25 protein-coding genes are annotated in these 25,385 nt (G+C 47.3%); 11 read left to right on the top strand and 14 right to left on the bottom strand.

The annotated features are described in order from the left end of the window. Positions 1–114: 114 nt before the first annotated feature. Complete coding sequence (locus A7D14_RS00700; RefSeq protein ID WP_067028956.1) at positions 115–1,050, top strand: TerC family protein; 936 nt, start codon at positions 115–117, stop codon at positions 1,048–1,050. Between the two features lie 43 nt (positions 1,051–1,093). On the opposite strand, the gene A7D14_RS00695 is transcribed toward A7D14_RS00700, so the two are convergent. After that, positions 1,094–2,260 carry a heparan-alpha-glucosaminide N-acetyltransferase domain-containing protein gene (locus tag A7D14_RS00695; protein ID WP_067028921.1) on the bottom strand — a complete coding sequence of 389 codons (1,167 nt, stop codon included), beginning with the start codon at positions 2,258–2,260 and terminating at the stop codon, positions 1,094–1,096. 36 nt (positions 2,261–2,296) lie between these two features. Here A7D14_RS00695 and A7D14_RS19910 point away from each other — a divergent pair, with 36 nt between their 5' ends. Then, positions 2,297–2,452: a hypothetical protein gene (locus A7D14_RS19910; RefSeq protein WP_176712341.1), complete on the top strand. Its 156-nt coding sequence runs from the start codon at positions 2,297–2,299 to the stop codon at positions 2,450–2,452. Between the two features lie 484 nt (positions 2,453–2,936). Then, on the top strand, positions 2,937–4,733 hold the full coding sequence (locus tag A7D14_RS00690) for a ParB/RepB/Spo0J family partition protein (RefSeq protein WP_067028954.1): 1,797 nt from the start codon (positions 2,937–2,939) through the stop codon (positions 4,731–4,733). A 783-nt stretch (positions 4,734–5,516) separates the two neighbouring features. Here A7D14_RS00690 and A7D14_RS00680 read toward each other — a convergent pair. The 5 genes from A7D14_RS00680 to A7D14_RS00660 all read right to left on the bottom strand — a co-directional run bounded on the left by A7D14_RS00680 (position 5,517) and on the right by A7D14_RS00660 (position 8,186). Next, positions 5,517–6,296 carry a patatin-like phospholipase family protein gene (locus tag A7D14_RS00680; protein WP_067028917.1) on the bottom strand — a complete coding sequence of 260 codons (780 nt, stop codon included), beginning with the start codon at positions 6,294–6,296 and terminating at the stop codon, positions 5,517–5,519. Positions 6,297–6,391: 95 nt separating this feature from the next. After that, entirely contained in the window at positions 6,392–6,880 is a 489-nt protein-coding gene (locus A7D14_RS00675; RefSeq protein ID WP_067028915.1) for a hypothetical protein, read from the bottom strand. Between the two features lie 47 nt (positions 6,881–6,927). Next, entirely contained in the window at positions 6,928–7,158 is a 231-nt protein-coding gene (locus A7D14_RS00670) for a hypothetical protein (RefSeq protein ID WP_067028913.1), read from the bottom strand. Positions 7,159–7,202: 44 nt separating this feature from the next. Beyond that, positions 7,203–7,622 carry an Hsp20/alpha crystallin family protein gene (locus A7D14_RS00665; protein ID WP_067028911.1) on the bottom strand — a complete coding sequence of 140 codons (420 nt, stop codon included), beginning with the start codon at positions 7,620–7,622 and terminating at the stop codon, positions 7,203–7,205. A 93-nt stretch (positions 7,623–7,715) separates the two neighbouring features. Then, positions 7,716–8,186 (bottom strand): Hsp20/alpha crystallin family protein, encoded by a 471-nt coding sequence (locus A7D14_RS00660; protein WP_067028909.1) that lies wholly within the window; start codon positions 8,184–8,186, stop codon positions 7,716–7,718. Between the two features lie 329 nt (positions 8,187–8,515). Between A7D14_RS00660 and A7D14_RS00655 the strand changes: the two genes are divergently transcribed. Both A7D14_RS00655 and A7D14_RS00650 read left to right on the top strand, forming a co-directional pair. Next, positions 8,516–8,701, top strand: a complete 186-nt coding sequence (locus tag A7D14_RS00655; RefSeq protein ID WP_067028907.1) for a hypothetical protein — start codon at positions 8,516–8,518, stop codon at positions 8,699–8,701. A gap of 187 nt (positions 8,702–8,888) precedes the next feature. Further along, positions 8,889–9,662, top strand: coding sequence for a membrane metalloprotease (locus A7D14_RS00650; RefSeq protein ID WP_067028905.1), 774 nt, complete (start codon positions 8,889–8,891; stop codon positions 9,660–9,662). A 63-nt stretch (positions 9,663–9,725) separates the two neighbouring features. Here A7D14_RS00650 and A7D14_RS00645 read toward each other — a convergent pair whose 3' ends face one another. Then, positions 9,726–10,679: a DUF4382 domain-containing protein gene (locus A7D14_RS00645; protein WP_067028903.1), complete on the bottom strand. Its 954-nt coding sequence runs from the start codon at positions 10,677–10,679 to the stop codon at positions 9,726–9,728. A 288-nt stretch (positions 10,680–10,967) separates the two neighbouring features. Between A7D14_RS00645 and A7D14_RS00635 the strand changes: the two genes are divergently transcribed. From A7D14_RS00635 to A7D14_RS20305, 4 genes are all read left to right on the top strand, one after another. Next, positions 10,968–11,342: an ArsR/SmtB family transcription factor gene (locus A7D14_RS00635; protein ID WP_067028899.1), complete on the top strand. Its 375-nt coding sequence runs from the start codon at positions 10,968–10,970 to the stop codon at positions 11,340–11,342. Beyond that, complete coding sequence (locus A7D14_RS00630) at positions 11,339–11,731, top strand: metal-sensing transcriptional repressor (protein ID WP_067028897.1); 393 nt, start codon at positions 11,339–11,341, stop codon at positions 11,729–11,731. Before A7D14_RS00635 ends, A7D14_RS00630 begins: the two co-directional genes overlap by 4 nt. Positions 11,732–12,058: 327 nt before the next feature. Then, positions 12,059–12,652 (top strand): mercuric transport protein MerTP, encoded by a 594-nt coding sequence (gene merTP, locus A7D14_RS00625; protein WP_067028895.1) that lies wholly within the window; start codon positions 12,059–12,061, stop codon positions 12,650–12,652. Next, on the top strand, positions 12,649–12,855 hold the full coding sequence (locus tag A7D14_RS20305; protein ID WP_083157915.1) for a GDCCVxC domain-containing (seleno)protein: 207 nt from the start codon (positions 12,649–12,651) through the stop codon (positions 12,853–12,855). Before merTP ends, A7D14_RS20305 begins: the two co-directional genes overlap by 4 nt. 91 nt (positions 12,856–12,946) lie before the next feature. Here the strand turns inward: A7D14_RS20305 and A7D14_RS00615 are convergent, their stop codons facing one another. The 7 genes from A7D14_RS00615 to A7D14_RS00590 form a co-directional block, all read right to left on the bottom strand. Continuing rightward, complete coding sequence (locus A7D14_RS00615; protein ID WP_067028891.1) at positions 12,947–14,044, bottom strand: PepSY-associated TM helix domain-containing protein; 1,098 nt, start codon at positions 14,042–14,044, stop codon at positions 12,947–12,949. Positions 14,045–14,115: 71 nt separating this feature from the next. After that, positions 14,116–16,500 (bottom strand): TonB-dependent receptor, encoded by a 2,385-nt coding sequence (locus tag A7D14_RS00610; protein ID WP_067028889.1) that lies wholly within the window; start codon positions 16,498–16,500, stop codon positions 14,116–14,118. A 313-nt stretch (positions 16,501–16,813) separates the two neighbouring features. Next, positions 16,814–18,094, bottom strand: a complete 1,281-nt coding sequence (locus tag A7D14_RS00605; RefSeq protein WP_067028887.1) for a serine hydrolase domain-containing protein — start codon at positions 18,092–18,094, stop codon at positions 16,814–16,816. A 116-nt stretch (positions 18,095–18,210) separates the two neighbouring features. After that, positions 18,211–19,428 carry a DUF3500 domain-containing protein gene (locus tag A7D14_RS00600; protein WP_067028885.1) on the bottom strand — a complete coding sequence of 406 codons (1,218 nt, stop codon included), beginning with the start codon at positions 19,426–19,428 and terminating at the stop codon, positions 18,211–18,213. A 293-nt stretch (positions 19,429–19,721) separates the two neighbouring features. Beyond that, positions 19,722–19,856 carry an IS1096 element passenger TnpR family protein gene (locus A7D14_RS20515; RefSeq protein ID WP_083157914.1) on the bottom strand — a complete coding sequence of 45 codons (135 nt, stop codon included), beginning with the start codon at positions 19,854–19,856 and terminating at the stop codon, positions 19,722–19,724. Beyond that, positions 19,840–20,103: an IS1096 element passenger TnpR family protein gene (locus A7D14_RS00595; protein ID WP_067028883.1), complete on the bottom strand. Its 264-nt coding sequence runs from the start codon at positions 20,101–20,103 to the stop codon at positions 19,840–19,842. The genes A7D14_RS20515 and A7D14_RS00595 overlap by 17 nt, the downstream gene beginning before the upstream one ends. Positions 20,104–20,298: 195 nt before the next feature. Then, on the bottom strand, positions 20,299–21,057 hold the full coding sequence (locus tag A7D14_RS00590; protein WP_067028952.1) for an SOS response-associated peptidase: 759 nt from the start codon (positions 21,055–21,057) through the stop codon (positions 20,299–20,301). Positions 21,058–21,177: 120 nt separating this feature from the next. Between A7D14_RS00590 and dinB the strand changes: the two genes are divergently transcribed. Continuing rightward, positions 21,178–22,392 carry a DNA polymerase IV gene (dinB, locus tag A7D14_RS00585; RefSeq protein WP_067028881.1) on the top strand — a complete coding sequence of 405 codons (1,215 nt, stop codon included), beginning with the start codon at positions 21,178–21,180 and terminating at the stop codon, positions 22,390–22,392. A gap of 1 nt (position 22,393) precedes the next feature. Then, positions 22,394–25,375, top strand: a complete 2,982-nt coding sequence (locus tag A7D14_RS00580; RefSeq protein WP_067028879.1) for a DNA polymerase III subunit alpha — start codon at positions 22,394–22,396, stop codon at positions 25,373–25,375. Positions 25,376–25,385: the final 10 nt, after the last annotated feature.

The following is a 25,385-nucleotide window of genomic DNA, read 5'->3' as shown; positions in this document are numbered from 1 at the left end:
TCAGAAGAATATAAAGATTTTATATGGATTTAATATTGGACCGCTATTATTTGATGGTTTTTTGCAGACCAACCATTCCCATTGTTTATTTTTGGTCCCTACAATTTGAAGCTTATGGCGGTCTGGGGGTTTTTCCTTTTGGGAATCCTTATTTTCTTGGCATTGGATCTCGGTGTCTTCAACAAAAAGGCACACATCATCAGTGTGCGGGAAGCATCGATATGGACCGGTATATGGGTGACCATGTCCTTCCTGTTCTCAGGCATTGTCTACTGGCTGTACGGAACCGGGAAAGTGGACAATGTGGATTCCCTGGCACCCATGGAGGCCAGTTTAAAATACATTACCGGTTATCTGATCGAGCTTTCGCTCAGCATTGACAACATCTTTATCATAGCCGTGATCTTCGGTTCGTTCCATATCCCACAGAAATACCAGCACCGTGTGCTCTTCTGGGGGATTTTGGGGGCCATTGTGTTCCGTGCTCTGATGATCTTCTTTGGTGTGGCCCTGATCAAGAAGTTCAGTTTTATGACCTATATCTTTGGGGCCTTTTTGATTTTTACCGCCATAAAGATGTTGGTATCCAAGCAAAAGGCATTCAATCCCAAAAAGTCCTTCATTTACCGAAATTTAAGAAAGGTCATGCCCATTACCACGCACATGCAGGGCCAGAAGTTTTTCATCAAACTTCGCCACATCACCGCAGCCACCCCATTGTTCATCGCCTTGGTGATCATCGAGTTTTCCGATATCCTTTTCGCATTGGACAGTGTGCCGGCCATTTTGGCCATAACCTCGGACCCCTTTTTGGTGTTCAGTTCCAATATATTCGCCATTTTGGGCCTTAGGTCGATGTACTTTTTCCTTTCCCACATGATCAACAGGTTCCACCACCTTAAATATAGTCTGGTGGCCATCCTGAGCTTTGTGGGGGTCAAGTTGATATTCGCACACCATTATAGCTTTCCGGAATGGGCTTCCCTGGGGTTCATTGCACTGGCGCTATCCATTGGGATTTTGGCCTCGTTCAGAAAAGAAAAGGAATAAACCGCACATGGGGAGCTATTGGGACCCTTCGCTCCAACCGGTCTCAACCAAAGAGTCGCTTTGCTTTCCTATCTGCCATCAGGACCACGGAACAAATGGCAGTAAGGAAAAACAATGCCCCAAGCACAACCTGTGAAAGGGACAGGGAGTGATGGAAATACCTGCTCAGGCCATGCCCCGTGATACTGCCGTAAAGGACCATGGCGTGGAGGATATAAATGGCCAATGTGTTTTGCCCAATATCAAGAAGAATCTTATGGTTCAGTATGTTCCTCAATAAAATGAATATGGCAAAGACAACAAGGACCACGCCCAAACGGGCAAAAAGATAACTGTCGTCCAATGCGCTGTGCAAAAAACGTATATCGGCCAGAATCCCCAGATCCCTTATGAACTCATAGGATTGGAAGATCAACAGAGCACCGATGGACAGCACGATCAAAAAGGCTTTGGGGTAAAACCCATGCTTGGCAAGATTGGAAAGGAAAAACCCCGATAGGCACCCACCCGCTGTAGCAAAGCCAAACCAGGGCACCATGGTAAAAACGGAACCGTTTTCGCGTGTGATGTAATTGGAGAACCAGTCGGGCAGGAAGCCATACTCCCATTGGCCCACGGTGCCGCTGGATAGGAAGAGCAAAATGGTAATGGAGCCCAACAAGATCTGGAACAGGTATTTGTTGAACTTATAGGTGGCCAAATAAAGCGCAACGATCAAGATCATCGAGAGTCCCAAACATTGGAGCACATGGACAATATCAAAACTGGCATTGATCGAGCCTTCCAACAAAAGGCCAAACCTGATCTGCAATACATAGCCGATGAGAATGAGGAGACCACCCCTTTTGATCCCCTTCTTGACACGGGGATTTGACCATCCCTTTTCATATTTCTTGAAGAGCAAATAAGTGAATATGAATCCCGTTACGGTAAAGAAAACTGGAGCGGTCACTCCCCTGAGATAAGCCCAGGCCAAATAGGTAGTACCTCCTCCTTCCCGATAACCTTCTGCCAATAAAGCGGACACAAAGTGTCCCTGAAGCATCATCAAAATGGCCCAGGCACGAAGGGCATCTATAAAGGATAACCGCTCAGAATTGGGTCTGTCGGGAAATTTTACGGGTTCAATGTTGATTTGCTCCAATGGTTCAGCTCTGATTGGGTTGAAAGGATCGATATTGTTCTTTATGTACGGAATAAACCTCACCATGGATCGTGTTGACCACGCTTATTTGCAATCGGGAATATGTTGGGGCATGGTGGCGATATGTACATCCCCGTCAACACTCTGAATGAAAAAGCATACTATCTATGGAACCCCGACACGGGAATTGCCACCAAAGCTTTTGACATAACTGGGGCCGACCTCTCGGGTGTGTTCAACATTACCAATAACAACTAAGAAGATTGAATTTAAAATCCCTTCAAATATTGGGGGAAATTATAGTTGTAGATGTTTTCCATTATTAAAAATAACTGGGATTCCGGACATAAGATGTGGATTTAAAATCTGGACTGGCTTGATGATTTCTCGGTCACGATTCTTTAGTGGATAGGTAATAGGTGTCAAAGTAGCCACACAAAGTTCAAGTTTATAGGATATTTTGACATGATATGTATCAATACCGCTTCTTCAAATTAGTTTGTGCTGTTCCTGATTTTTCAACACTTTGACAGGTGTCAAGCTTTATAGTTTATATTGCTTATCAATATTCCCGAAAGGTAAACCCGCAAAATATTTCTCGGACAAGGGACGGCATAAAACCGTTTCTATTGTCACTGCCTACCAGGTCGGCAGACAGGTTTATTCCGTTTCCTTGCCGCTCCAAAATTTTGTCTTCCGTTTGGTTCCCGCTCAAATATTGTTTAACCAAAATCCAAAAATCATGGAAGCACAAACAAAACAAAGAGGGGCCCGAAAGAGAAGCAATGGGCAGGGAACTAAAGCAAAGAGTTCAGAAACAGTCGGAAAAAAGGTGACCGTTCCACAGATCCAAATGCTGGACATCCAATCGGTATCCCCAGATCCCGACCAACCCCGAAAGACCTTTGATGAGCAAAGCCTTCAACAGTTGGCCCAGAGCATTGCCGAACATGGGGTCTTGCAACCGATCACGGTCCGTAAATCAGGGAAGGGTTTCATTGTTGTAATTGGGGAACGCCGGTACCGGGCCAGTAAATTGGCAGGGCAAAAGACCATTCCGGCCATGGTCAGGGCGTATGGGGACAAGGAGATCTTGGAGGTCCAGATCATCGAGAACCTACAGCGCAAGGATGTGGAGCCCACAGAGGAGGCGGAGGCCATCCAGTTCCTGTTGGACCGTTACGAACCTACCGAGATCGCCAAGCGGCTGGGCCGGTCGGAGAACTATATCCGGCAACGCATCAAACTGGCTGGCCTGATCGAAGGGTTCAAGGCCTTTGTCCGAAGCGGGGAAATGACCCTGTCCCTTGGTGTGGCCGTGGCCCTGTTCGAGCCGGGGGAGCAACAGCTGATGTTGGAGAGCCTGGAGGGGGATTTTCAGGCGCATCGGGTCAAGCGGATGATCGACAACCGGACCTTTGACCTGACCAAGGCCTGCTTTGATGTGACCGACAAGAAGTTGGTGCCCAAGGCCGGAGCCTGTGATGTCTGTCCCTTCAATGCCGCCAACCAGGGCAACCTGTTCGGGCAGGGGAAAATGGTCTGCACCCGGACCGCCTGCTTTGAGAACAAAAAGACCAAGACCTTTATGCAGCTCCTGAAGCGGGTAAAGAAAGAAGGGCTGAAACTCATTCCCGACATCAACAAATACTGGGTGGACGAGGAACACAACCAATGGGTGATGGCCCAAATGGAAAAGCAGGGGCTTGAGGTCCATCTGACCGATGGGCTGGACATTTTGAAAGAACCCGTAAAGCCCACCATGGAGACCATCAGGGAGGAACATCGCCATTTTGGACACAGCGAGGAGGAATTGGGGGAATTCCTGAGAGAGGCCCTGGAATCCTTCACCGAGGAGAAGGATGCGTGGGACAATGCCAAGGACCATGGCTTTGAGAAGGGGATTCTCCTACATACCGATACCTACCGTACCGAGGCCATTATTGTTAGGCCAAGGGAAGAGGTCCAAAGTGGAGGCCCAGGTGCCAGGCCCTTGGAAAACCGGAAAATGGCCGAGTGCACCCCGGAGGAACAGATCATCAAGATCAATGCCCGGGAGCTGCGGAAAAAACAGATCGAGAACAACCGCCAGTTCAAGGAAGTGGTGGAGATGGTCAGGGAGACCGATTACATTGACCGGAAGAAGGCCCTCTCCACGGATGAAATGGTGGCCCTTTCCATCTCACTGTTCGAGAACAACATCGGATGGGAGGACCAAAGGGAGCATTTCGAAGGGTTCTTTGGGGATGATCATAATTTGTCCAATGAGGAAGTGGTGGCCCGGCTCAAGGCAAATTTCAAAAAGGAGACCTTCCATAAGCTGCTCCGGTTCCTATTGACACGTCAGGTACACCTCGGGGAGAGCAACCATGCCAATAATTTGACCAACCGGTCCTTTTATGTCGCCATGCAGACCTTTTACAGGGACAAGATCTCGGCCATTGAGGAAACCTTTGCCGAAAAGTGCCAAAAACGGGAAGCACGGATCAAGGAAAGGGTTGCGTCACTGGAACAGCAGGCCAAGGCACTGGAAGATTGATTTGGTTTGGCCAGGGGGCCTGGAAACAGGCCCCTCTTTTTTATGGCCAAACCTTGGTATGGTCATCAATTAAATGCACCCTTTTGCCCTTACGACGTAAGGAAGGTTGGATACTGAACACCCCTAGAAACGGACAATCTGAACCATTGTAGGTTTTGACTTAGAGGTTTGGTTTTCAACTGCTTGTAGCTGATTATGCTATGCTCTATTTTATCGACCAATAGGATAAACCTTGTCCCACACTCCCATACAAACCCAAGCCTTTTTGAAACTATTGGTCAGCCAATATTTAGCTGTTCTTCCGGGCAAGCTAGCCTGAATGACGATTTCATTTGAAAATACGCTTGGGTAACTCTTGTCAAGGCCCATAGCCCTATTTCCTGTTACATCCTTTATCCCATTCTCAGGCCAATGTTCGCATCCATTGTATATTCCCTTAAAAAGGTGATTCAGTGACGCAATGCCCATAGATAACGTTGATTGGTTCAATGAGACAATCAGGTATGGACCTTTCCTCTTGTTGGTACTGTGGCTATTTCTTAAAGCCACGTACCATCAGGTAAACCCTTTCCCTAGCGATCTTAAAAACCCTTTGAATTTTTTGATAAAGCCATTAAGGCTTATGTGTCGGGAACTTCCATTCCCAAAGAAATACAGGTAAGTGATGTGCAGGAAAAGGGCATAGACTACCATGATCAAAGAGATTCCTATCGCCAAAGTTCCCATATCCAAACATTTTAAGGTTTTCCATTTGGTTTATTTCATTTTACTGCGGCATCATCCTCACTGCAACCATTCATCCAACTTTCTGTTGGCATGGTCATAGCCAAGGACAAAGGCCTTGTCGATTCCCTTTTTGTCCAGGACCTTGATGTTCCCCAGTTCCTCCGGTACGATCAAAAGATCGGGGATGTGAAGTTTGTCCATGGCATTGGCGTGCAACATCAAAAGATTGGCCCTTTGGGAAATTTGAAGGGCGCTCTTGATCTGGCCCTTCCCCACCTCCTTCATGGACGAGGCATAACACCCAATGATCACATCGCAGGCACCGGCCAAGGGCTCCACCGGAAAATTGTTCATGATCCCGCCATCGGCAAAGAGCTGTCCATCGATGGATACTGGACTGAACACCGGTGGCAGTGCCGCCGAGGCCAACAAGGGCGCGAACAGTTCCCCCTTTTCGAAGTACACCGGTTCGCCCTTCAATAGGTTGGTGGCCACCACCACAAGCCGCTTATCGAGTTCCTCGAACCGATGGGCGGTGAAAAAGTCATCAAAGAAGGGTAGGTACTTATCCGTATCGAACAGCCCCGGTTTGTTCAGTGTTACAAAGTTGTATTTGAGCAAAGGGGTTTCCTTGAAGAACAGGAGCATTTCCTCAATGGACGCCCCATCTGCATAAAGTCCACCCACAAGTGCCCCGGCACTTACTCCCGAAATCTGGCTTGGATATATCCCGCGTTGTTCCAGGGCCTTGAGCAGCCCAATGTGGGCCATCCCCTTTACCCCTCCACCGGATAGCACCAAGCCCAGTGTGGTGTTGATCAATCTTTCCGGTTTCATATTCAAAAGTTTACTGTCAAGGGGGCATTGCTCCTTTTCTTAAGTGGTTCATTTTAAAAGAAACAAGGTTTGGACAAAGATGGATCCGTATCATTTTACAGACTGTCCCTCTCCTGGACCCCCAGGTCGGAGCGGTACTTTTCCAAGAATCTCTTTTGTCTTTCCATCATTCGCTTTCTGATATTGTCAAGCTCCATAAAGTCCTCCCCGAAATCGCTTTTAAAAAAATCTTCATTGAAGAACCTTTTGCTGAAAAGTGAGTCCGGTTCGAAAAGGTCCCCGAACCCTTGGTCCTTGAACTGGGAAAAGTGGCTGTAGAACTTGGATTCAAAGTTGCTCAAAAGGCTGTCCCTGTCCAGACCGGAGAGGTCGTCCAACGAATCGGAGGACCAAGTGTAGATACTGTCATAACGAATGAGGTTTCCGTTCTCGTCAAATTCCCGGTCGACCTTCCAACTGCCCTTGGGTTGGGCCATCTCTTTGTGGTCACCTTCCTTGACCATTTCACTTTCCTTTTTCTCTTGGCCCTGACAACTGGTAAGGGCCAGTAACAGACCTGTTAAAACTAGGGTTTGAATTTTCATTTCTCACGCTTTTTGGGTTCAACATTCTTTTGATCATCGATTCTCCGCTAGGTTTTGAAGATTCCTTTGGTGCCCAACACTTTCGACAGTCGGTTCTGGTGGAATACCCGGGATCTTCGCTGGCCATTGCGGTACCATGTACATTCCACATAGGTGTCCCTGTCCAGGAACCCAAATATGGGTTCCTTCTTGGTGATATATTTGGACACCTCCATTTTGGGGCTATCGGACGCTCCCTTGGCCTTGACCCAATCCCCTGCCTTGAACTTCCGTGCCATATTGTGTCAATTGGTAGAGCATTGAACATCGGGTCAGGCCACTTTCAGCAGGCGCCTGTAGGTGGTTTCCCTTTTGGAGAAACGAACCTGCAAAATCCATTCCCCAAGGTGGCATGTATGCTGTCAGGGGCAACATCCCCCGGGAGCTCCAAGGTCTTGTGGAAGGTGGAACGCAAAAACTCCCTGTGCACACCATAGCCTTCCTTGACCTCACGTGATCGTTCCTTCTCACCGCTGATGATGAGGGTGTTTCCCTGAAGTTCCAACTTCACGTTGTCCGTACCGCACCCGGGCATGGGAATGGAAAGGCCAAAATCGTCCTCCCCGACAGCGCTGCCCGTCAATGGCTTGGCCAACGATCTAGGTTTGCCAATGCCCGGTACACGCTTTGCCCAGTTCTTCATCCGTTTTATGATAGGTGGGATCTGGATTGCCTTGCCCACCTTTTTGCCAAAGATTTTCATTTTTGCAAAAATTTAGGTTCAACAATTAATGGGTTGAATGGAAGGGGCCGGTCTATCGGCCCCGGTCCACATGATCCGACAAAAAATACTTTGCTACGTAATCTTGATGGTCCTGGCTGGTTTTTGCCTTGCCTCTTCCTTTTTCGGAAGATGAATGTTCAGGATACCATCGTTGTACGTGGCTTTGATCTTGTCATCGTCAATGGAATCGGGAAGTGTGAAAGATCGCCGGAACGATGCATAGCTGAACTCCCTACGGGTGTAGTTGTCCTCCTTGTCCTCCTCTTCCTGTTTCACCTCGGTCGAGATGGAAAGCTGCTGGTTGTCCAGATCGATCTGGAAATCGGACTTTTTCATTCCGGGCACGGCCATTTCCACCCAATAGGCATCCGCCGTTTCCTTGATGTTGACCTTGGGAACGGTAATCCCGGTGCTGAAGTTGGAAGTGGACACTGAAGGTAGGTCCGAACCGAAAAAACTGTCGATCCAATTGGACCAGCTTGGGAAGTCCAGATTTGATTTTGCCAAACTTCCATTTTTTGGTACAGAAACTAAATTGCTCATGGTTTAAAAAATTTAAGTTCAACATTATTTTTAACGTATGGGGCTTTTCCAAACCCCAATGTGTGATGGGCAAAGGGCATGCCAAATTGGATCTCTGTCATTTATTTGTTAAGGGATTCTAAATGGCCCTGTCATATTTTCGGAAGGATTGGAGCCTGCAAATATCATTTTAATAAAATATTGACATTAAATATGTCATATTGACATTTTGATTGCCGTTTTGCCAAGAATAAAGTTGAAGAGATCATAGGTTTCCCTCTTTGGAACGGCATTTGCCCTGGTTGAAACGGTATTTTTTTTATGGTTTAACTTTTTTAAAATTTTAGGTTATGGAGAAAAAACCAGTCAAGGTAAGGCTTATCGGAAAAAATGGGAACTCCTATCAGATCCAGTTCCCCAATCTTAAGATCCCCGTCAATGTGGACGAGACCGTGTACAATAAAATGCTCCACAGTAAAGAGTATGAGTTTGGCCATTCACGCCCCAAGATGAAGCAACCTTCCTATTCTGCATAGGGACGCTTGGTTCTTTATTTCGGTAGTTAAACGGGCCACCTTTGGATGCTGGAAATCCCAGAGGCCCTTTGGAAACGAAATGAGGAACGTGTTTCTTTAAGAGCCGATTTTGTCCAGAAGAATACTATGGGCCGGACTTCCCCGTTAGTTTAATATGACGTTGAAAAATAGATCACTATTGCGAGCGATGGGCTTACCCCTGATAGTATCGATCCTTGTCGCTGGATGTTCCACTGATGGGGAATCTGGATCCATGGATGATAATCTTCCGGAGGGAACGGATGTTTCACAAAACCGAAAGGCTGTTGGGGAGTCGGCCCCGGATCTTTTGGACGGCACAAATTTCACCGAGCTTTTCATAGAAATATTCTATGTTTCCGGAATGGAACCCAGTGCGACGGCTTTGGATAATTTTGAGACCTTTTTAAAGGAACGGCTCCACAAACCTGACGGGGTTTCCATTGCGCTTACAGAAATTCCATCCCCGGATCAAGCGATGTATTCCATTACTGATATTAGAAGTCTAGAGGACGAGATCCGAACAGCTTATAACCAAAAGGGTACACTAAAGGTCTTTGGACTTTTTCTTGATGGGGAGTACGCGGAGAATACGGAGAACGGTTCTGTTTTGGGCGTGGCCTACCGCAATACTTCCTTTGTGCTGTTCGAAGAGACCATTAGGAAGTTCAGCGGGCAACCTTTGGCCCCTAGTACCACAGTACTGGAAACCACGGTTCTTAACCATGAATTCGGACACCTGTTGGGATTGGTCAACGCAGGCACCCCACTGCAAAGTGCGCATCAAGATGAAGCGCACGGAAGACATTGTACCACTGAGGATTGTTTGATGTTCTGGACAGCGGAAACCGGTGAGGGGCTCATCAATATGATCAGTGGCGGCAACATTCCAGAATTGGATGCGGCCTGTTTGGCAGATTTACAGGCCAATGGTGGTAAATAATACCTTTGACAATTAAAAAAAGCCCCGTTCTGGGGCTTTTCTTGTTATAATCGATGGGATTGCCTATAACGAAGCGGTCCCTATTACGGTAACATTGGCGCTCAACTGTAGGGCCGATGTGATATTGATGGCCCCAAGGTCGAGACCGGTGGTGGACTCCACTTCCAATTGTGAGTTGAAATAAAATTCAGTACCATCTTGGGTATAGGAAGCAAAGATGAGTTCATATTCCCCTTCGGCCAAAAAATTAAGGCTATAGGAGTTGTTGATGCCACCCACCTCAGCACTGGTAACGGCATTGGCGAACCTGATATTGCTCTCCCCCTGGCCCTGGGTCTCCACTTCGGCATTGTAGGTGCCCTTTTCATAGGCGTACACCACAATTTTATCGGACGTATTTTGGGAATCGTTGACCGTACCCGAAATCTCCCCGGTAGTTTCCTTGTTTACGGTCCGAATACCTGCGGAAAGCTCTGAAAGAGTTACGAAATCAAAGTCCGATTCCAAGGTTCCCTGTTCTTCCTTTATGGTCTTTCGCAGGTCAAAATCAATGATGATCTCATTGGTATTGGTGGCAAATACCTCAAAGGAATCCGTGATGTTCACGGTACTGGAAGAGGCCTCTATCTTGTCCTTGGTCCCATCCGCCATTTCGACATAACATCCAGGACTGTTGCCATCCATGTCATTGGCATAGTCCAGGACCAATTCGATGTTGGAATAAGTTCCTGCTTCCATTTGGAGATTGCCCAAGGTCTTGGTCTGCCCATTGACCAAGGCCGAAAGGTCAAAAGTGGTTTTGGAGAACCCCTCAACGGAGTTTCCATCCACCTTTACATCGGAGACGGTAATGAACACTGCTTCCACATTCGCATTGTCTATCGGGGCATCCGTCATTTTAATGGTTGTTTGATAAGATTCCTTCTCTACATTGTCATTTTCATTGTCGTCACTACAGGATATTATCAAAAGTGTTGTTCCAAAGATAATTCCCAAGTTTTTCAAAAGGGTCTTCATAAAAATTAAGATTTAAGGGTTTACTATTTGTTTCAATAGTATAACAATTGGGTTGCAACAAACCCTACTTGGACCTTGAAAACATTGAGGGACCCCAAACCGGGAAGGTTGTCATCAATTTGAGCCATAGGAGATTACGGGAAAGGGAAGTGCCCTATGAAAAATTTAGGGACGGATTCTCAAAAGGGGATTTAAAGTATCCGATAGAATGGTACTTGGAGGTTTTCTCAAGACATAAAATTATACTTAAGTTATTGCTTAAATACTAAAATATATTATCTTTAGGAAATGAAGGACAACACCTGCATCAGACAGCAAGCGGATCTGGAACAGATTGAACGGTGCCGGAAGACCGCTGCGACCTTGGATGGTCCCATGGACCAACTTGCCGACCGTGTACTGTTATTGGGCAATCCAGTGCGCCTGAAGATCTTGTACCTGCTCCATGGGGAGGGCAGGCTCTGTGTCTGCGACCTGAGTGACATTCTGGGCATGACCGTCCCCGCGGTGTCCCAGCACCTCAGAAAACTAAGGGACCGCGGCTTTATCAAGGCTCAAAGGGAGGCCCAGACCATTTTCTATTCCCTCCAAAGGGACAACGAACCCTTGCTCTTGCCTTTGTTCGGACTATTGGACAGGGATAAAATACCACAACCCATATGATACCGCCGGACCTGACAAGAGAAGTAAAAATATCCCTCAAGACGGCCATGGGCCAATTGGGTTATATTTTGGGGCAAATCGATGATGAAGGACAGGCAGAGAATATACTGCTGCAGCTCAAGGCGGTGAAGGCGCTACTTGACAAAACCACACTGGAACTGTTGGATGGGACCTACCGTAAGGCCATGGCCGAAAAAATTGCCTTGGCACACCAAAATTGCCCAGGGTACTGTGGCAACGAAGCGGCCATCGAACAGTTAAGGAGACTCTTCCCGGACATTCCCTTGGAAGAAGTGCCGGAAAGACTAAAGGAGGCCGAAGCATTGGACGAGCGCTTGAAAAAATATTTATCCAAGAAAAATTTGGACACCCCCCTATCCGGTACGTGATATTTGTGTCATTGTTCAACCTTAAAAGATTATACCATGAAAAAAAGACTCATGATCTTTACGACGATGGGCTTGTTGGCCGTTGCAGAATTTGCATTTGGCACGAATAGGGACCGAACCCTATCATGTCCATGGGAGGGCACCCCGAGTGCCCTAAACTGGGATGCCCTTTGGCCGATACGCCTCAATGTCCCTTTGAAAAGGATGAAACTGCGATGGCCCTGCCGGCCTGTTGCAAAAAGTAAATCAAAAAGGGTGTGGGCAACCAATCCCTTTTCTTGCGAACACCTAACATTAGATGCTTCAAAATTTAATTGAACCAATGATATGAAACATATAGTTATGGCCCTAGGGGCTGCAATCTTGAGCTCGCTGTGCTGCATCCTTCCCGTTCTGGCAATCGTTGCCGGAACTAGTGGGCTGGCCACGACGATTACATGGCTCGAGCCCATGCGGCCCTTTTTGATCGGTGCCACCGTATTGGTCCTTGGTCTTGCCTGGTTCCAAAAACTAAGACGGAGAAAAGAGACCCAATGCCAATGTGAGGCCGGGGGAAGATCAAAGTTTGTCCAAAGTAAACTCTTTTTGGGCATCGTCACCTTTTTTGTAGGTACGATATTGCTCTTTCCCAACTATGTGGACCTGTTCTATCCAAAAGTGGAAAAGCAAATGACAAGCAGTGGGAATATTCATCTCAAGACCGTGTCAATACCCATTGAGGGAATGACCTGTACGGGATGTGAGGCGCATATCGAACATGAGGTGGACAACCTTCCCGGGGTGGTCAAATCGACGGCTTCCTACCAAAACGGTAGTGCATGGGTCGAATTTGATGGGTCAATGACCGATTTGCCCCAAATTGAAAAGGCCATAATATCGGCCGGCTATAGGGTAATCGATAAAAAGAAGGGACAAGAATGAAAGTCCTGTTGCGCTCCAAGATCACCTGTCCCGAATGTGGCCACCAAAAGGAAGAGGAAATGCCGACCAATGCCTGCCAGTTCTTTTATAATTGTGAAGGCTGTGGTATGGTCCTGAAGCCCAAGGCCGGGGACTGTTGTGTCTTTTGCAGTTACGGTTCGGTCCACTGTCCCCCGGTCCAGCAGGGGAACTGTGCCTGTTGATGTTTCATCCGTTTGGCACGCATGGGCAACATGGGTAACACTGCCATTCTCCATTTAGCCAAGGTATCAGAAGAGATAAAACCGGGATAGGTCATCTACACTGCATCTTGTCCTTTTTTCCGGTCTTCCTTCTTTTTTTGTTCCGGTATATGTTGAGCCCCGTCAAGAACAACAGCAAAGGGACCAGACCGGAGACGAAGACCAATATCCTGCCGATGGTACCGGCCATTTCACCGATATGGATAGGGTAGAACTGCGTTGCCATTCGGTTGCTGTTGGGGTCCGTCCTAAAATCACTCACCACCCTAACACGGCCCTTGGCATCGAGCTCCACTTCTTTGGTCCTTCGAAGCCCAACGGTTATGTACCGTTCCCTGATATATCGAAGCCTATAATGGTCCGTTCCATTCTTGGGAAAGTGGATGGCCCGTAAGGCGTAGGATTCATTTGTTTTTGACAGATAATCCTGCAATCGTGGAGAATCCCCAAGTGCCCATGGTCGTTGGCTTTCCAGGCCCGTGCTGTCGCGTTTCCCATCAAAAAGGCCGAGGGCCGATATATAGTAGGAGTTATAGGTAAAATAGGAACCACTGAGGGCCATGAGGAGCAAGGGTGCCATAAAATAGGCCCCAAAGGCCTTGTGCAAATCGAAATTGATTTTCTTTCTTTTTGCCTTCCATTGAATGGTAAAGCCCTCTTTAAAGTTGTTGCGATAGGATGTTGCCCAGATATAGATGCCAGAGGTCAACAGGAACAAAAAGAAAATGATGGCACTGGTCCCCACAATGTATTTGCCATACGTTGGAATGCCCAAGGTCCGGTGAAGGACCAACAGGTTTTCAAAAAAGAGGATGGAAGCTGATTTTTTGCCCAGATAGGCATGGGTCTCGGGGTGGTAATAACTGGTCTTTCCATTATTGAAAGTAATGGAGATCGTCTGTTGTTCCCGATAGGGGAGGAACATACTGTTGATGCTGTCCCCATGAATGGCAACCAAACTTGCCGTGGTTTCCATGATGGTCCTATCGTCCAGATTCCCAAAGTCCTCCACTTGGAGCAGGTCGGGATTGAGAAATACGGAAAGTTCGGGTTGCCAGACATAGAGGGAGCCCGTGAGACCGGAAAATGAGGCGATAAGCCCACAGGTGAGGCCCAGCCAAAGGTGTATTTTCCGTATCGTTCTGTTCATAGTGGTCAGAAGGGTGCCTGATATTGTTTGAAAACGGTGCCAATGGGAACATCGACACTGCTTTCTACGGATTAGAAACTGTACAAAAGGCTCAATTTCGTATTGATGCCTTCCCCGGCTCCGGTAAAGGTGCGCAAGGGCGCTGCCCATTGCGACCTTGCGGGCAGGTAATATTCGTTCAACAGGTTATTGATGGCCAAGGAGACGGATATATTGGACTGCAATCGATAGGTCGCGGACCAATTGAGAAAGGTATAGCCTTCCACTGGAAATTGGGTGTGCCTAAAGGTGTAATTGTCATTGGCATCCAGATAGGGGTCAAACCTGTCCCTGTCCCCCAAATGGGTCATTCGTAGGGAGCTGCCCAATTTGTCCGTTGGTGCCCAATTGACATAGGCCGTCCATTTAGGGGCAGCAATGACATCACCTCCCAAGTAAACCAGATTGTTTTCATTGCCCGCATTATGGGTCACTCCTTCCACATAGGTGTACGAGGTGCCCAGTTGCCATTTGTTGTCCGGGGAAAAATAATCCAGGGCAACCTCCCCGCCATAGATATCCTGGGGCTGTTTTGAAGGGACAAAGGAATTGATGTTCTCATCGAATACAACGCCAGTGCCCAAATTGGAGGTGCTGTAATATCCCACAGCTTCAAATTTGATGTTCTGGAACTTGGACAGGAAGCCGAACTCATAATTTTTGGTCACTGCCGGTTCCAATTGGATGTCATTGATGTTGTCAGCGGTTGCGGACCGGAGCACCGAACCCAGATCGGCAATGGAGAATCCTTGGGAATAGCTCACATAGGGGATGAACTCTTGGTGTTTGATATAACGGAGACCCACATTGAAGGCCAGGTTGTCAAAACCTATCTTGCCACCTTCGACGGCCACTGATGGGTTGAAGTTGCCATCCCCAAGAGGAGAATAGGGAAGTGTATTGTAGTCCTCAATGTCCAAGTTCATGTCATCAAAACGAAGACCGGCCTTCACCACCCAGGTCCCATTGAACTTTGCAGTGGACTGAAGGTAAGGGGCCCAACTGAACATTTTAATGTTCGGCACCCATAACCTGCCATCCAAAAGGCCTTGATTGGTCTTGTCACGGAGCAGGTCCACACCATAGGTCAGGGAGATGTCCGTTGCAGTATTGATGGGAAAGGTCGTATTGAAATTGGGCCTCAGTCCATATTTTTCAGCATTGATGACGGATTGGCCACCATTTTCAAATTTATCGGAATAAAAGAAGATGTTTTCCGTGTTCTGGTAATATAGGTCCGCCGTAAAATCTGTGGTCCCCGAGAAAATTTGGGTCAGGTTATATTTTAGCTGTCCGTTGACAAGTGTCGATCCCGTGGGTTCCTGTCCCTCCACAGAACCCTCGACCCCATATCCAGCCGTGAGGGTATAATCCCCTTCCTCGTTAAAGACCTCGAACTCTGCTGGAACAGGTATGAATGGGGTGTCCTGGGCCGATTTGTATAGGTTACCGCCCAAAGTGATATTTTGGTTATCGGAAATCCGGTATTCCAACTTGGCCAGGGCACTGTAGATCTTCGTGTTATCCAGACCATAAGTGGGCAAGATCACAGTCCCGTCGGCATCATATTTGTTTCCGGTCTTTTCATAGCTCCCGCTGATATAGTACTTAAATCTGTCCAGATTGCCCTTAAGGGACTGGTACAGCCCAAAACCAAGGGCGTCATCTGTCGCCGCTAGGTTGGAGGCGCCCCAAACATTTGTAGTGCCCTCTATTTTTTCGGCAGCGTTCGGCTTTTTGGTGATATAGTTGATAAAACCCCCATTGCCCCCATTGCCAAAAATGGAGGTGGCCCCTTTGATGACCTCGACCCGGCTGATATCATTGGGGCTTATCGATTTTATGCCCAACTGTCCATTCCGAAGTGGGGTGGACTGGGGAATCCCGTCGACCATCACCAAGAGTGAACGTCCCCGTAGGGTCTGTCCCCAATTGGAAAAGGTTCCGGTGGACACCGCAAGACCGGGTACCGTAAATTCCAATATTTCACTGATGTTCGAGGTGGAGTTGGAGAATTCCTGTAGTTTGACCTCGCCCACCACGGTCACGGAGGCCGGGATTTCGGAAAGGTATTCCGAGTTTCTGCTGGCCGATATGACGACCTCGTCCAGACTGTTCAGGTCTTCGGTCAATACGGCCGTGAACGGGATGGTCCCAACTTGTGAAAATGTTATTTGCTCCACACGTGTCCGAAAGCCCAACATCCTGAAAGTCACCTCCCAGGTACCCTCTTTAATGGAAGTGAGTTCAAAGTTGCCATCAAGATCTGTAGTGGTTCCAATTTGTAAAGCTGGGATGTAGACTGTGGCCCCCATAAGGGGCTGGTTTTGTTCATCGGTCACTTTTCCGTTCAGATTCGACTGGGAAAATGCGCCAAAGGTGAATAGTAGTGCCGTAGCAAGCGTAATGGGTTTCATTAATTTGGATTTATTTAAATTAAGGGACCAAAAATAGGGTATAATGCGATAAACACAAATCTTATTTAGATTTAATACAAATAAAAATCAAGAAATGTTTTGCGAGGTAATCTGGTTGATCAGAAATCCGAAATTACTATAAGATTTGAATTTGGTGATTCGTCGTTTATTTGAACTTTGGTAACGCTCTCGGTTATCAATAGTTGTGCGCGTTGACAAGAAACTATATAAGTACACACTAAACTGAGAATCCACCAATATTTGGAGAGGTAGCCCTAAAATGAGCACCTAATTATAGCCTTTATTGAACGGGTTATTCGTCAAACAATCCCGATTTTGCCAGCTGTCGGGCTATTTGATGCAAGTTATTGAGTAAAATTCGGCCTTCACTGTCAAAACCACGGGTACCGAAATACGCGATGACCAAATCACGGCTAGGTGAAATGTACAGTCCCTGTCCGCCACCTCCCTCTTTGAAAAAATCGCCATCGTTCATCACTACATCCCATTGATAAGTGGAATGTCTTGGAGGCTCACCGTCCACTAAATGTTCCGCGGTAATTGGATCATCGTAAATGAAAAGATCAATTGGCCCCGAATTTTTAATGATTTCAGGTCGGCCGCCTTGTTGTATTTTCTTGATGTAAGCTATTGGTATAAAATCATAGGGGGAAATTCTACCCGATGGGGTGAACAAATGTCCGAAACGTGCATGATCTCTCAAGGTAGCACTGAGTCCTCCCATATACATCCTATCGTTCGAATTGGGCAAAAACATCAGTGCATCCGATTCCGCACCCATTCTTTGCCAGATCCTTTCTTCAATCAATTCAACAGCTGTTCTATTTGTAATCCGCTCGATGATCCATCCCAGAACTTCTGTGTTGAGGGAGAAGTATTCATAAATCCGTCCAGAAGGTCCTGTCTTTTTCATTGGAGCAAGTTGACTCGATGGTCCTCCTTTGGATTTATCGTTACCGATCCAGCCATTCTCGTTAAAGAATAGTTGTGCAAAAAGATTATCATCGATTCCCATTCCGGAGCTCATGTCCAATACATCAATAATGGGAACCGCACCCCAGTCCGTTCCTTTCAGTTCTGTTAAATATGCTGATACTGGTTTCTTGACATCTATCTCACCCTCCATCTCCAACAGGGCAATGATGGTAGAAACATAAGGTTTGGTCACTGAAAAACTATGATGCTTGTAATAATCCTTCATGTGCGGATATTCCTCGAACACGATTTTGCCTTTATGCAGAATGATCATGCCGTCCACCAAAGGACTTTTTACATATTCTTCCAGAGGTATCTCCCCTTCCCAGGTTTTGGTGACAAATTTCTTTACATCCTCCCTTAAAAGATAGTCCAATGGTCTGATGGAGCCTGATCGGCTAAGGACTTGGTGCGGCCAAAATTCAGACATGTGAGAATTGATGTACCGTGTGAAATCACCTCCTTTATTCGATTGTTGATGAATGTCAAAATCGGTATGGATGGCTTTTATTTCATTCAAAGTGTGGCCCTTAAATTCTTGGGCACAGATTAAATGAGGCAAAAGAATTGCAAAAAGGACCAATAGTCTTGATTTCATTTGGCGTTTTTAAATTGACCACAACTTGTTTATTTTATATCAATGTAAAATACATCTGTACATTCAAAATGGATTGATATTGAAGTATTTGATTATTGTTTATTCTAACTTTGGCCTCAATTTTTGTTATGATGCCTCTCTTTATGTTGTCTCAATAAATCTTTTCCATAATCATTTCCGTTTGGGGTTCTTACCACCGTATGAATATGGTTTCTTGATGGCTTCCCATCATCGGCATTGGGTACGCCAACGACTCTTTGATGATCAAATTCGATCAATACCACTGGACTATGGATTCGATAGTAAAAAACGGCATTCTCAGAGGTGTTTCCGACCCAAGAAAACCATGTATCATCAATATGTTCCATCACTTCCCTCATTTTTACCTTATCATGCCCCTCTCTAATATTGCTGATGTACAAATAAATTAAGTCCAAAAGTTTTTGCCTTTGTTCATCTGAAAACTTTGAGACTGGAATACCTTCATAATTAAGGGTTAAATTATCTTTATTAGCCTCAGCCAAATTGTTATTGCCAGTTTTGAACGTTGTAATAGTGGCTTCTTTCTGGTTTTCGGACTCTAAGGACTGCATCAGTGCCAATCCCATATTCTGTTCATCCTGAAAAATGGTATTTCCTCTGTACTTTCCTGAAGTGGTAATTATTGGTTCACCGCCCATAAATACGGGTGACATTACAACTTGGTCTCCCAATATAAAGTAGTTGATGACCAGATGGTGTCCATCCAATTGCCATCCCCAAGGTTCAGTACTTGAAGGTTTTCCCATTATGGTCAAGAAATATAATTCTTCATCATAATCCAATGACCCATTATTGAGCTCTTTAAGCGTCTGGTCGGTCTTCATGATGTCCCTACTCAGTTGCAGCCCCTTTGCGCTTAAAGATTCCTGTATTAATCCAAAGGCATTTTTTTTCTGGTTATCAGTTAATTCTTTTAGGCTAACTCCCTGTCTGTCATAAATCCCATTATCCACGTTGCACCATTTCCTCCATTCATCGTCATCAATAGTAAATGTGGTACGTTCTATTTGTGAAGCGGACAGGTTTTTTAAGAATATCTCAGCGGCTTGTTGAATCGGTAAAGTCGAAACCCCAGTGGAACGAATTTGAAATAATTCGGTCGAATCGTCCTTTTTAGTAAAAATACCAGCATATTGCTCTTTCAAGGCCTCCGCCTCCATTTTGGCAAAACGTTCTTTCACAGGATTTGCTTCCTCAGGATTTTCATTTGTTTTGGCATTTCCGTTTTGAACCTTTTTATGCCTGCAACCAAAGACAGTCCATAGTATGAGCACTATGAGTATGTTTTTCATCGTTTATAGTTTTTTAGCCCTGTGAACTACTTAAATGTATGGAAAAAAACAACACCTGAATAGTACCTAATTGGAATATAACCGATTGTCTTTCATTGGGATTGGTTATTTGAACTTTGATAAATGTTGGAATTTCCCAGTTGTTAAAAATTGTGTTTTCGGTTAATAGTGGTCAACCTGTCTAGAGAAACTGAACTTTATTATAGGTGTAATTTATGGTCTAAATGGAAAACCAATTAAGTGTGCAGAAAAGTATACTCTTATTATCAGTGAGCTTGCATTAGGTTAATAGTTCAATTCTCCGGCACAACAAACGGGAAAGGGATCGCCAACTCATCTTTTATCACCTCTAAGGTCAGGGAATGTTGCCAGTAATCCCCGAAATCGTATGGATATTCCAATTTCTGGCCCCTAAACCTGAAGGACATCACCAATTGTTATCGTTTTTGAGTCGATGATCTTATTGGGGGCATTAAAGCCATCGTCTTCAAATTGTTGCCCAATACGATAGCTGTCCAATGTGATTTCGTAAAGGTGATAGTTCTCCCATCCCATTACGATTTGGATGATATGATGGAGTCTATAAAATGTCGTATTGGATGGAACCAAAAAATTCACGCCATATTTTAGGGGAAGTCCCTTCCAGTGCAATTCGAAACTTGAATATTTTTTCAATGTATGGTACTTACGTTATAGAATAGCACTCAATTTTATAACAAAATTGTCATATACTAAAATTGTTTGGGAGGTATTGGCCAAGTGATTTTTTCTTGTTTTCTATCTTTTATAAGGAAAGGGTAGGAGCTATGGAACAACAGGCCAAGGCTTTGGAAGATTAGTTTTGATACAGCGAGGGATCTGGAAATAGGGTCATCCATAGGAAATCGACACTTCCTCATAATCCACTTTGTCCACGATGCCGGGATAATTGAAATCCACCGTTCTGCTGTACAGGTCCTTGGTCACCGGATGGGCCTCCAGTTCCCCTTCCCAAAGATCATCATCAATGAGGTCCTGTACATCGGAGGTCGTATTGCCATGGTGGAGCCAAGATTCCAGGTTCCCGTCGTCGATGATCACCGGTCTTCGTTTTTTATCATTATGGATTTCTTCAAACATTGGAGTTGCATCCTTGGTCAATACGGCAAAGGTCCTGCGTCCATCTGCGGTGTTGGTATAGATGCCACCCAGATAAATGGGATCCCCGTTCTTTCTATGGAAATAAAAAGGCACCTTGAAATCCTTGCCCTTTACCTTTACCTTGGTGTTGTGTGGTTCAAAGAAACCGTCCACAGGGATGATGCACCGCTGGTTCTCCCAACAATACCGGTACAGGAAGTGGTCAAAGAGCTTTTCCGATTTGGCATTCAGCCCCCCAAAGGTCTTGGGGTTCTTGAAATATTGCTTGTAGTCTTCCTGTTTTTCCCTAGGTGGCATGATGCCCCACATCGCCGGGAGGAGGTTGTTGGGCTCTTCCTGGCCCAAGGACCACATCACGGGATGGCTCCAGCCGTTGGCATGGAAATAAATGAGTTCCAGATCGGTGTCGATGTCACCGTACATGGCCTTTACGGAAAGGAGTTTTTCCAGCTCCTTCCGTTCCCGGGTCTGTCTGGTCGAATAGCACATTTTGAGGTTGGATTTTTGCAGCAATAAGATAGTCAAAATTGTTAAAGTTTTGAAACCGATCTCCGCTTTCTGTAATTTTGGATATATTCCAAATAATAGGAAATAATCCAAAATCATACTATGAAACCCACCATCCTCCATCTCGATCTGGATACCTTCTTCGTCTCCTGTGAGCGGCTGTTGGACAGCCGTCTGATGAAGCGGCCCCTCTTGGTCGGTGGGTTGGGGGACAGAGGGGTGGTCGCGGCCTGTAGCTATGAGACCCGACGGTTTGGGGTACACTCGGGGATGTCCATGAAAGTGGCCCGTAGATTGTGCCCGGAGGCCACGGTCATCAAGGGCAATGCGGGTACCTATATGAAGTTCTCGGACAATGTGACCGAGATCATCAAGGAGAGCGTGCCGGTCTTTGAAAAGGCCAGTGTGGATGAGTTCTATGCCGACCTATCGGGGATGGACCGTTTTTTTGGCTGTTATAAGTACGCCTCGGAACTGCGGCAACGGATCTTGAGGGAAACGGGGTTGCCCATTTCCTTTGGGCTGTCCCGGAACAAGGTGGTCTCCAAAGTGGCCACCGGGGAGGCCAAGCCCAACAACCAGATGAAGATCGATCTGGGCCTCGAAAAGGAGTTCTTGGCGCCCCTGCATATCCGTAAGCTCCCGTCGGTGGGGGAGAAGACCTATGGGCTGCTGTCCAATATGGGGGTGACCACCATCCGGACGGTACAGGAACTGCCCTTGGAACTATTGGAAAGTGCCTTTGGCCTGCACGGCAGAACCATTTGGATGCGGGCCCAAGGGCTGGACAATTCCCCTTTGATTCCTTTCCATGAACGGAAGTCCATTTCCACGGAACGTACCTATGGAAAGGATACGACCGATATGGTCAAATTGGAGACCACCTTGTTCGCCATGGCGGAAAACCTGGCCTACCAACTCCGTCGGGCCGACAAGATGACCGGCTGTGTGAGCGTGAAGATCCGGTACAGTGATTTTAAGACCTATACGAAACAGAAGCGGATACCCTATACCTCAGCGGACCACATTTTGGTGCCCTTGGTGAAGGAACTCTTTACCTCCCTCTATGACCGAAGGATGCTCATCCGACTCGTCGGGGTCAACTACAGCCATATCGTGGGGGGACACTATCAGATCGACCTCTTCGCCGATGATGAAAAACTGCTGAACCTCTACCAGGCCATGGACCGGGTGCGCAGCCGCTTTGGGGAATCCAGTCTGATACGGGCCTCGGCCCTGGGGGCCCATAGCATAGGAAGGGGCGGGAACCCCTTTGACGGACAACCACCCATTTTATTGGCCCATAGACAGCAATAATATGTACCTGAATTGCCATACCTACTATTCCCTGAACTACGGGGTGCTCTCCGAAACAGAGCTTTTGGTGTTGGCCCGTTCCCATGGGGTGGAAGTACTGGCTTTGACCGATATCAACAACAGTTCGGCAGGGATGAACTTTGTGCGCTTGGCCAATGAGCAGGGGATCCGTCCCATTCTGGGCATCGATTTTCGAAATGGTAACATACAGGAATTTGTGGGCCTGGCGCAAAACAATGAGGGGTTTCGCGAGATCAACGCCTTTCTATCCGAACACCTGCACAAGGGAACACCCATTCCCTCCGTGGCCCCTGCCTTTGTCCATGTCCATGTCATCTATCCCTTTGAGAAGATCCAGGAAGAGGAGCGGACGGATTTCAGGACCTATGAGCATATCGGGGTGTCGGTAGAAGAACTCCGGAAATTACGCTTCTCCCGGTATAGGGAATACAAGGACAGATTGGTGCTGTTACAGCCCGTGAGCTTTCGCAGCAAAAAGGATTTCAATACGCACCGGTTGCTAAGGGCCATAGGCTTGAACACGCTATTGAGCAAACTCCCCCAATCCGAGGAGGCCAGACCGACCGATATCCTTCGGCCCATGGAGGAATTGAAAAGGGCTTTGGTCGATTTCCCGCATATCTGGGAGAACACGCAGCGATTGATGGATTCCTGTAACATTGCCTTTGGGTTTGGAAAAGAAAGGGTGTCCCAGAACCAGTCCCGTTTTTTGGGGTCCAAGGAATTGGATGTGGAACGGTTGCGGGAACTGGCCTTGGAAGGGCTGTTCCGACGCTATGTCCATCCTTCCGAAAAAGTCAGGGAACGGATGTTCCGGGAACTGAAGACCATCCAGGAACTGGATTTTGTGTCCTATTTTTTGATCAACCATGATATTGTCTCTTATGCCAAGTCCAAGGGTTATCCCTATGTGGGCAGGGGAAGCGGGGCCAACAGTCTGGTGGCCTACCTGATCGGGATCACGGATGTGGACCCCATTGAACTGGACCTGTATTTTGAGCGGTTCATCAATCCCTTTCGGGCCTCGCCCCCTGATTTTGACATTGATTTTTCCACATGGGACCGGGATGATGTTACCGCTTATATTTTTAAGCGTTTCGAGCATGTGGCCCTCTTGGGCACCTACAACACCTTTAAGTACAGGGCCGCCGTTCGGGAACTGGGCAGGGTGTTCGGCCTGCCCACCGAGGAGATCGATAAGCTCAGTGCGGGTCGGTACGAACAGGGAACCTTGGATGAACTGGCCCGATTGGTGCTGAAATATGCCACCTATATCCATGGGATGCCCAATTATATCAGTGTGCATTCCTCGGGGATCTTGATCTTTGACCGTTCCGAGCACCATTACTCGGCCACGACCCTCCCGCCCAAAGGGTTCCCGACGGTACAGTTCGATATGATCATTGCCGAGGATGTGGGGCTGTTCAAGTTCGATATTTTGGGACAACGGGGCTTGGCCAAGATCAAGGAAGCGGTGGAGGTCATTAAGAAAAATCAACCGGATGCCCCCCTTTTGGACATCAAGAGCGTGGAGGCCATGAAGCAGGATGCCAACATCAACCGGCTGTTGAGCGAGGGGAGGGCCATTGGGGCCTATTATGTGGAATCCCCTGCCATGCGGGGGCTGATGAAAAAACTGCGGACCCATGATTACCTTGGTTTGGTGGCGGCCAGTTCCGTGATCCGTCCAGGGGTATCCTCCTCGGGAATGAAGGACGAATACATCCGCAGGGAGCGGGAACCGGAACGACGGAAGGAGGCCAATCCAGCTTTACTGGAGATCATGCCCGAGACCCACGGGATCATGGTCTACCAAGAGGATGTGCTCAAGGTGGCCCACCTATTTGCGGGACTCGACCTTGGGGAGGCCGATGTGCTGAGACGGGGGATGAGCGGAAAGTTCCGTTCCCGGGAGGAATTCCAAGAAGTAAAATTGAAGTTTTTTGAAAATTGCAGGGAAAGGAGCCATGACAGCGCCCTGACCCAGATGGTCTGGGAACAGATCGAGAGCTTTGCGGGCTATGCCTTTGCCAAGGGGCATTCCGCTTCCTATGCCGTGGAAAGCTACCAGAGCCTTTACCTAAAATGCTACTTCCCCTTGGAGTTCATGGTGGCCGTGCTCAACAATGGGGGAGGGTTCTACGATACGGAACTTTATGTCCATGAGACAAAGATGTGGGGAGGCATTATCCATCCGCCCTGCATCAACCGCAGTGACCACGTCAATGCAATCTATGGTAAGCACATCTATCTGGGACTGGGGCAGCTGAAAAGCTTGGAACGTCTGGTCATCCAACGCATCCTCAACGAAAGGCAGCTCCATGGGAAGTTCAGGGATTTTGATGATTTCATCGACCGGGTCCCCATTGCCATCGAACAGCTGACCATCCTGGTGCGCATCGATGCCTTTCGGGGCTTTGGGGTGCCCAAAAAAGAAGTCCTTTGGCAGGCCGTGTTCAAGACCAAGGCCCTTAGAAGGAACACTTTTCAGAAATTGCTGTTCAAGCCCCGGCACAGGAACTTTTCAATGCCCCGTCTGCCTTCCCATCCCATTGAGGATGCCTATGACCAATTGGAACTCTTGGGCTTTCCGTTGTGCGGGTATTATGAACTTATGGACGGGAAAGTGAAGAGTAGGTTGACCGCCAGTGATTTTGAGGCCCATGCCGACCAAAGGATATGGATCTATGGCTCCATGGTGCACACCCGGTTGAACACCACGTCCAAAGGGGACACCATGCGCTTTACCACTATGTTGGACCTGGAGGGGAACTTTTTTGACTGTGTGCATTTCCCCCAATCCATGCCATCCACGCCCATTCATGGAAAGGGGATCTATCTGTGCCATGGTAGGGTCACCGAAGAGTTCGGGCACTATAGCCTGGAGGTGGTCACGACCCTCAAACAGCCCTTGAAACCAGATCCCAGACAGATGGGATCGGGAGCACTGATGGCCAAGTGAACACACGGTG

Source organism: Allomuricauda sp. CP2A (assembly GCF_001683915.1).
Taxonomy (GTDB): Bacteria; Bacteroidota; Bacteroidia; order Flavobacteriales; family Flavobacteriaceae; genus Flagellimonas.
The sequence above is the reverse complement of the archived record's forward strand: the minus strand, read 5'-3'. Positions and strand labels throughout refer to the sequence as shown.

Excerpts from the sequence above, each read along its gene's own strand:
- A7D14_RS00700 (WP_067028956.1), top strand. The coding sequence starts at position 115 with ATGGCGGTCTGGGGGTTTTTCCTTTTGGGAATCCTTATTTTCTTGGCA.
- A7D14_RS00695 (WP_067028921.1), bottom strand. The coding sequence starts at position 2,260 with ATGGTGAGGTTTATTCCGTACATAAAGAACAATATCGATCCTTTCAAC.
- A7D14_RS19910 (WP_176712341.1), top strand. The coding sequence starts at position 2,297 with ATGTTGGGGCATGGTGGCGATATGTACATCCCCGTCAACACTCTGAAT.
- A7D14_RS00690 (WP_067028954.1), top strand. The coding sequence starts at position 2,937 with ATGGAAGCACAAACAAAACAAAGAGGGGCCCGAAAGAGAAGCAATGGG.
- A7D14_RS00680 (WP_067028917.1), bottom strand. The coding sequence starts at position 6,296 with ATGAAACCGGAAAGATTGATCAACACCACACTGGGCTTGGTGCTATCC.
- A7D14_RS00675 (WP_067028915.1), bottom strand. The coding sequence starts at position 6,880 with ATGAAAATTCAAACCCTAGTTTTAACAGGTCTGTTACTGGCCCTTACC.
- A7D14_RS00670 (WP_067028913.1), bottom strand. The coding sequence starts at position 7,158 with ATGGCACGGAAGTTCAAGGCAGGGGATTGGGTCAAGGCCAAGGGAGCG.
- A7D14_RS00665 (WP_067028911.1), bottom strand. The coding sequence starts at position 7,622 with ATGAAAATCTTTGGCAAAAAGGTGGGCAAGGCAATCCAGATCCCACCT.
- A7D14_RS00660 (WP_067028909.1), bottom strand. The coding sequence starts at position 8,186 with ATGAGCAATTTAGTTTCTGTACCAAAAAATGGAAGTTTGGCAAAATCA.
- A7D14_RS00655 (WP_067028907.1), top strand. The coding sequence starts at position 8,516 with ATGGAGAAAAAACCAGTCAAGGTAAGGCTTATCGGAAAAAATGGGAAC.
- A7D14_RS00650 (WP_067028905.1), top strand. The coding sequence starts at position 8,889 with ATGGGCTTACCCCTGATAGTATCGATCCTTGTCGCTGGATGTTCCACT.
- A7D14_RS00645 (WP_067028903.1), bottom strand. The coding sequence starts at position 10,679 with ATGAAGACCCTTTTGAAAAACTTGGGAATTATCTTTGGAACAACACTT.
- A7D14_RS00635 (WP_067028899.1), top strand. The coding sequence starts at position 10,968 with ATGAAGGACAACACCTGCATCAGACAGCAAGCGGATCTGGAACAGATT.
- A7D14_RS00630 (WP_067028897.1), top strand. The coding sequence starts at position 11,339 with ATGATACCGCCGGACCTGACAAGAGAAGTAAAAATATCCCTCAAGACG.
- merTP (WP_067028895.1), top strand. The coding sequence starts at position 12,059 with ATGAAACATATAGTTATGGCCCTAGGGGCTGCAATCTTGAGCTCGCTG.
- A7D14_RS20305 (WP_083157915.1), top strand. The coding sequence starts at position 12,649 with ATGAAAGTCCTGTTGCGCTCCAAGATCACCTGTCCCGAATGTGGCCAC.
- A7D14_RS00615 (WP_067028891.1), bottom strand. The coding sequence starts at position 14,044 with ATGAACAGAACGATACGGAAAATACACCTTTGGCTGGGCCTCACCTGT.
- A7D14_RS00610 (WP_067028889.1), bottom strand. The coding sequence starts at position 16,500 with ATGAAACCCATTACGCTTGCTACGGCACTACTATTCACCTTTGGCGCA.
- A7D14_RS00605 (WP_067028887.1), bottom strand. The coding sequence starts at position 18,094 with ATGAAATCAAGACTATTGGTCCTTTTTGCAATTCTTTTGCCTCATTTA.
- A7D14_RS00600 (WP_067028885.1), bottom strand. The coding sequence starts at position 19,428 with ATGAAAAACATACTCATAGTGCTCATACTATGGACTGTCTTTGGTTGC.
- A7D14_RS20515 (WP_083157914.1), bottom strand. The coding sequence starts at position 19,856 with ATGTCCTTCAGGTTTAGGGGCCAGAAATTGGAATATCCATACGATTTC.
- A7D14_RS00590 (WP_067028952.1), bottom strand. The coding sequence starts at position 21,057 with ATGTGCTATTCGACCAGACAGACCCGGGAACGGAAGGAGCTGGAAAAA.
- dinB (WP_067028881.1), top strand. The coding sequence starts at position 21,178 with ATGAAACCCACCATCCTCCATCTCGATCTGGATACCTTCTTCGTCTCC.
- A7D14_RS00580 (WP_067028879.1), top strand. The coding sequence starts at position 22,394 with ATGTACCTGAATTGCCATACCTACTATTCCCTGAACTACGGGGTGCTC.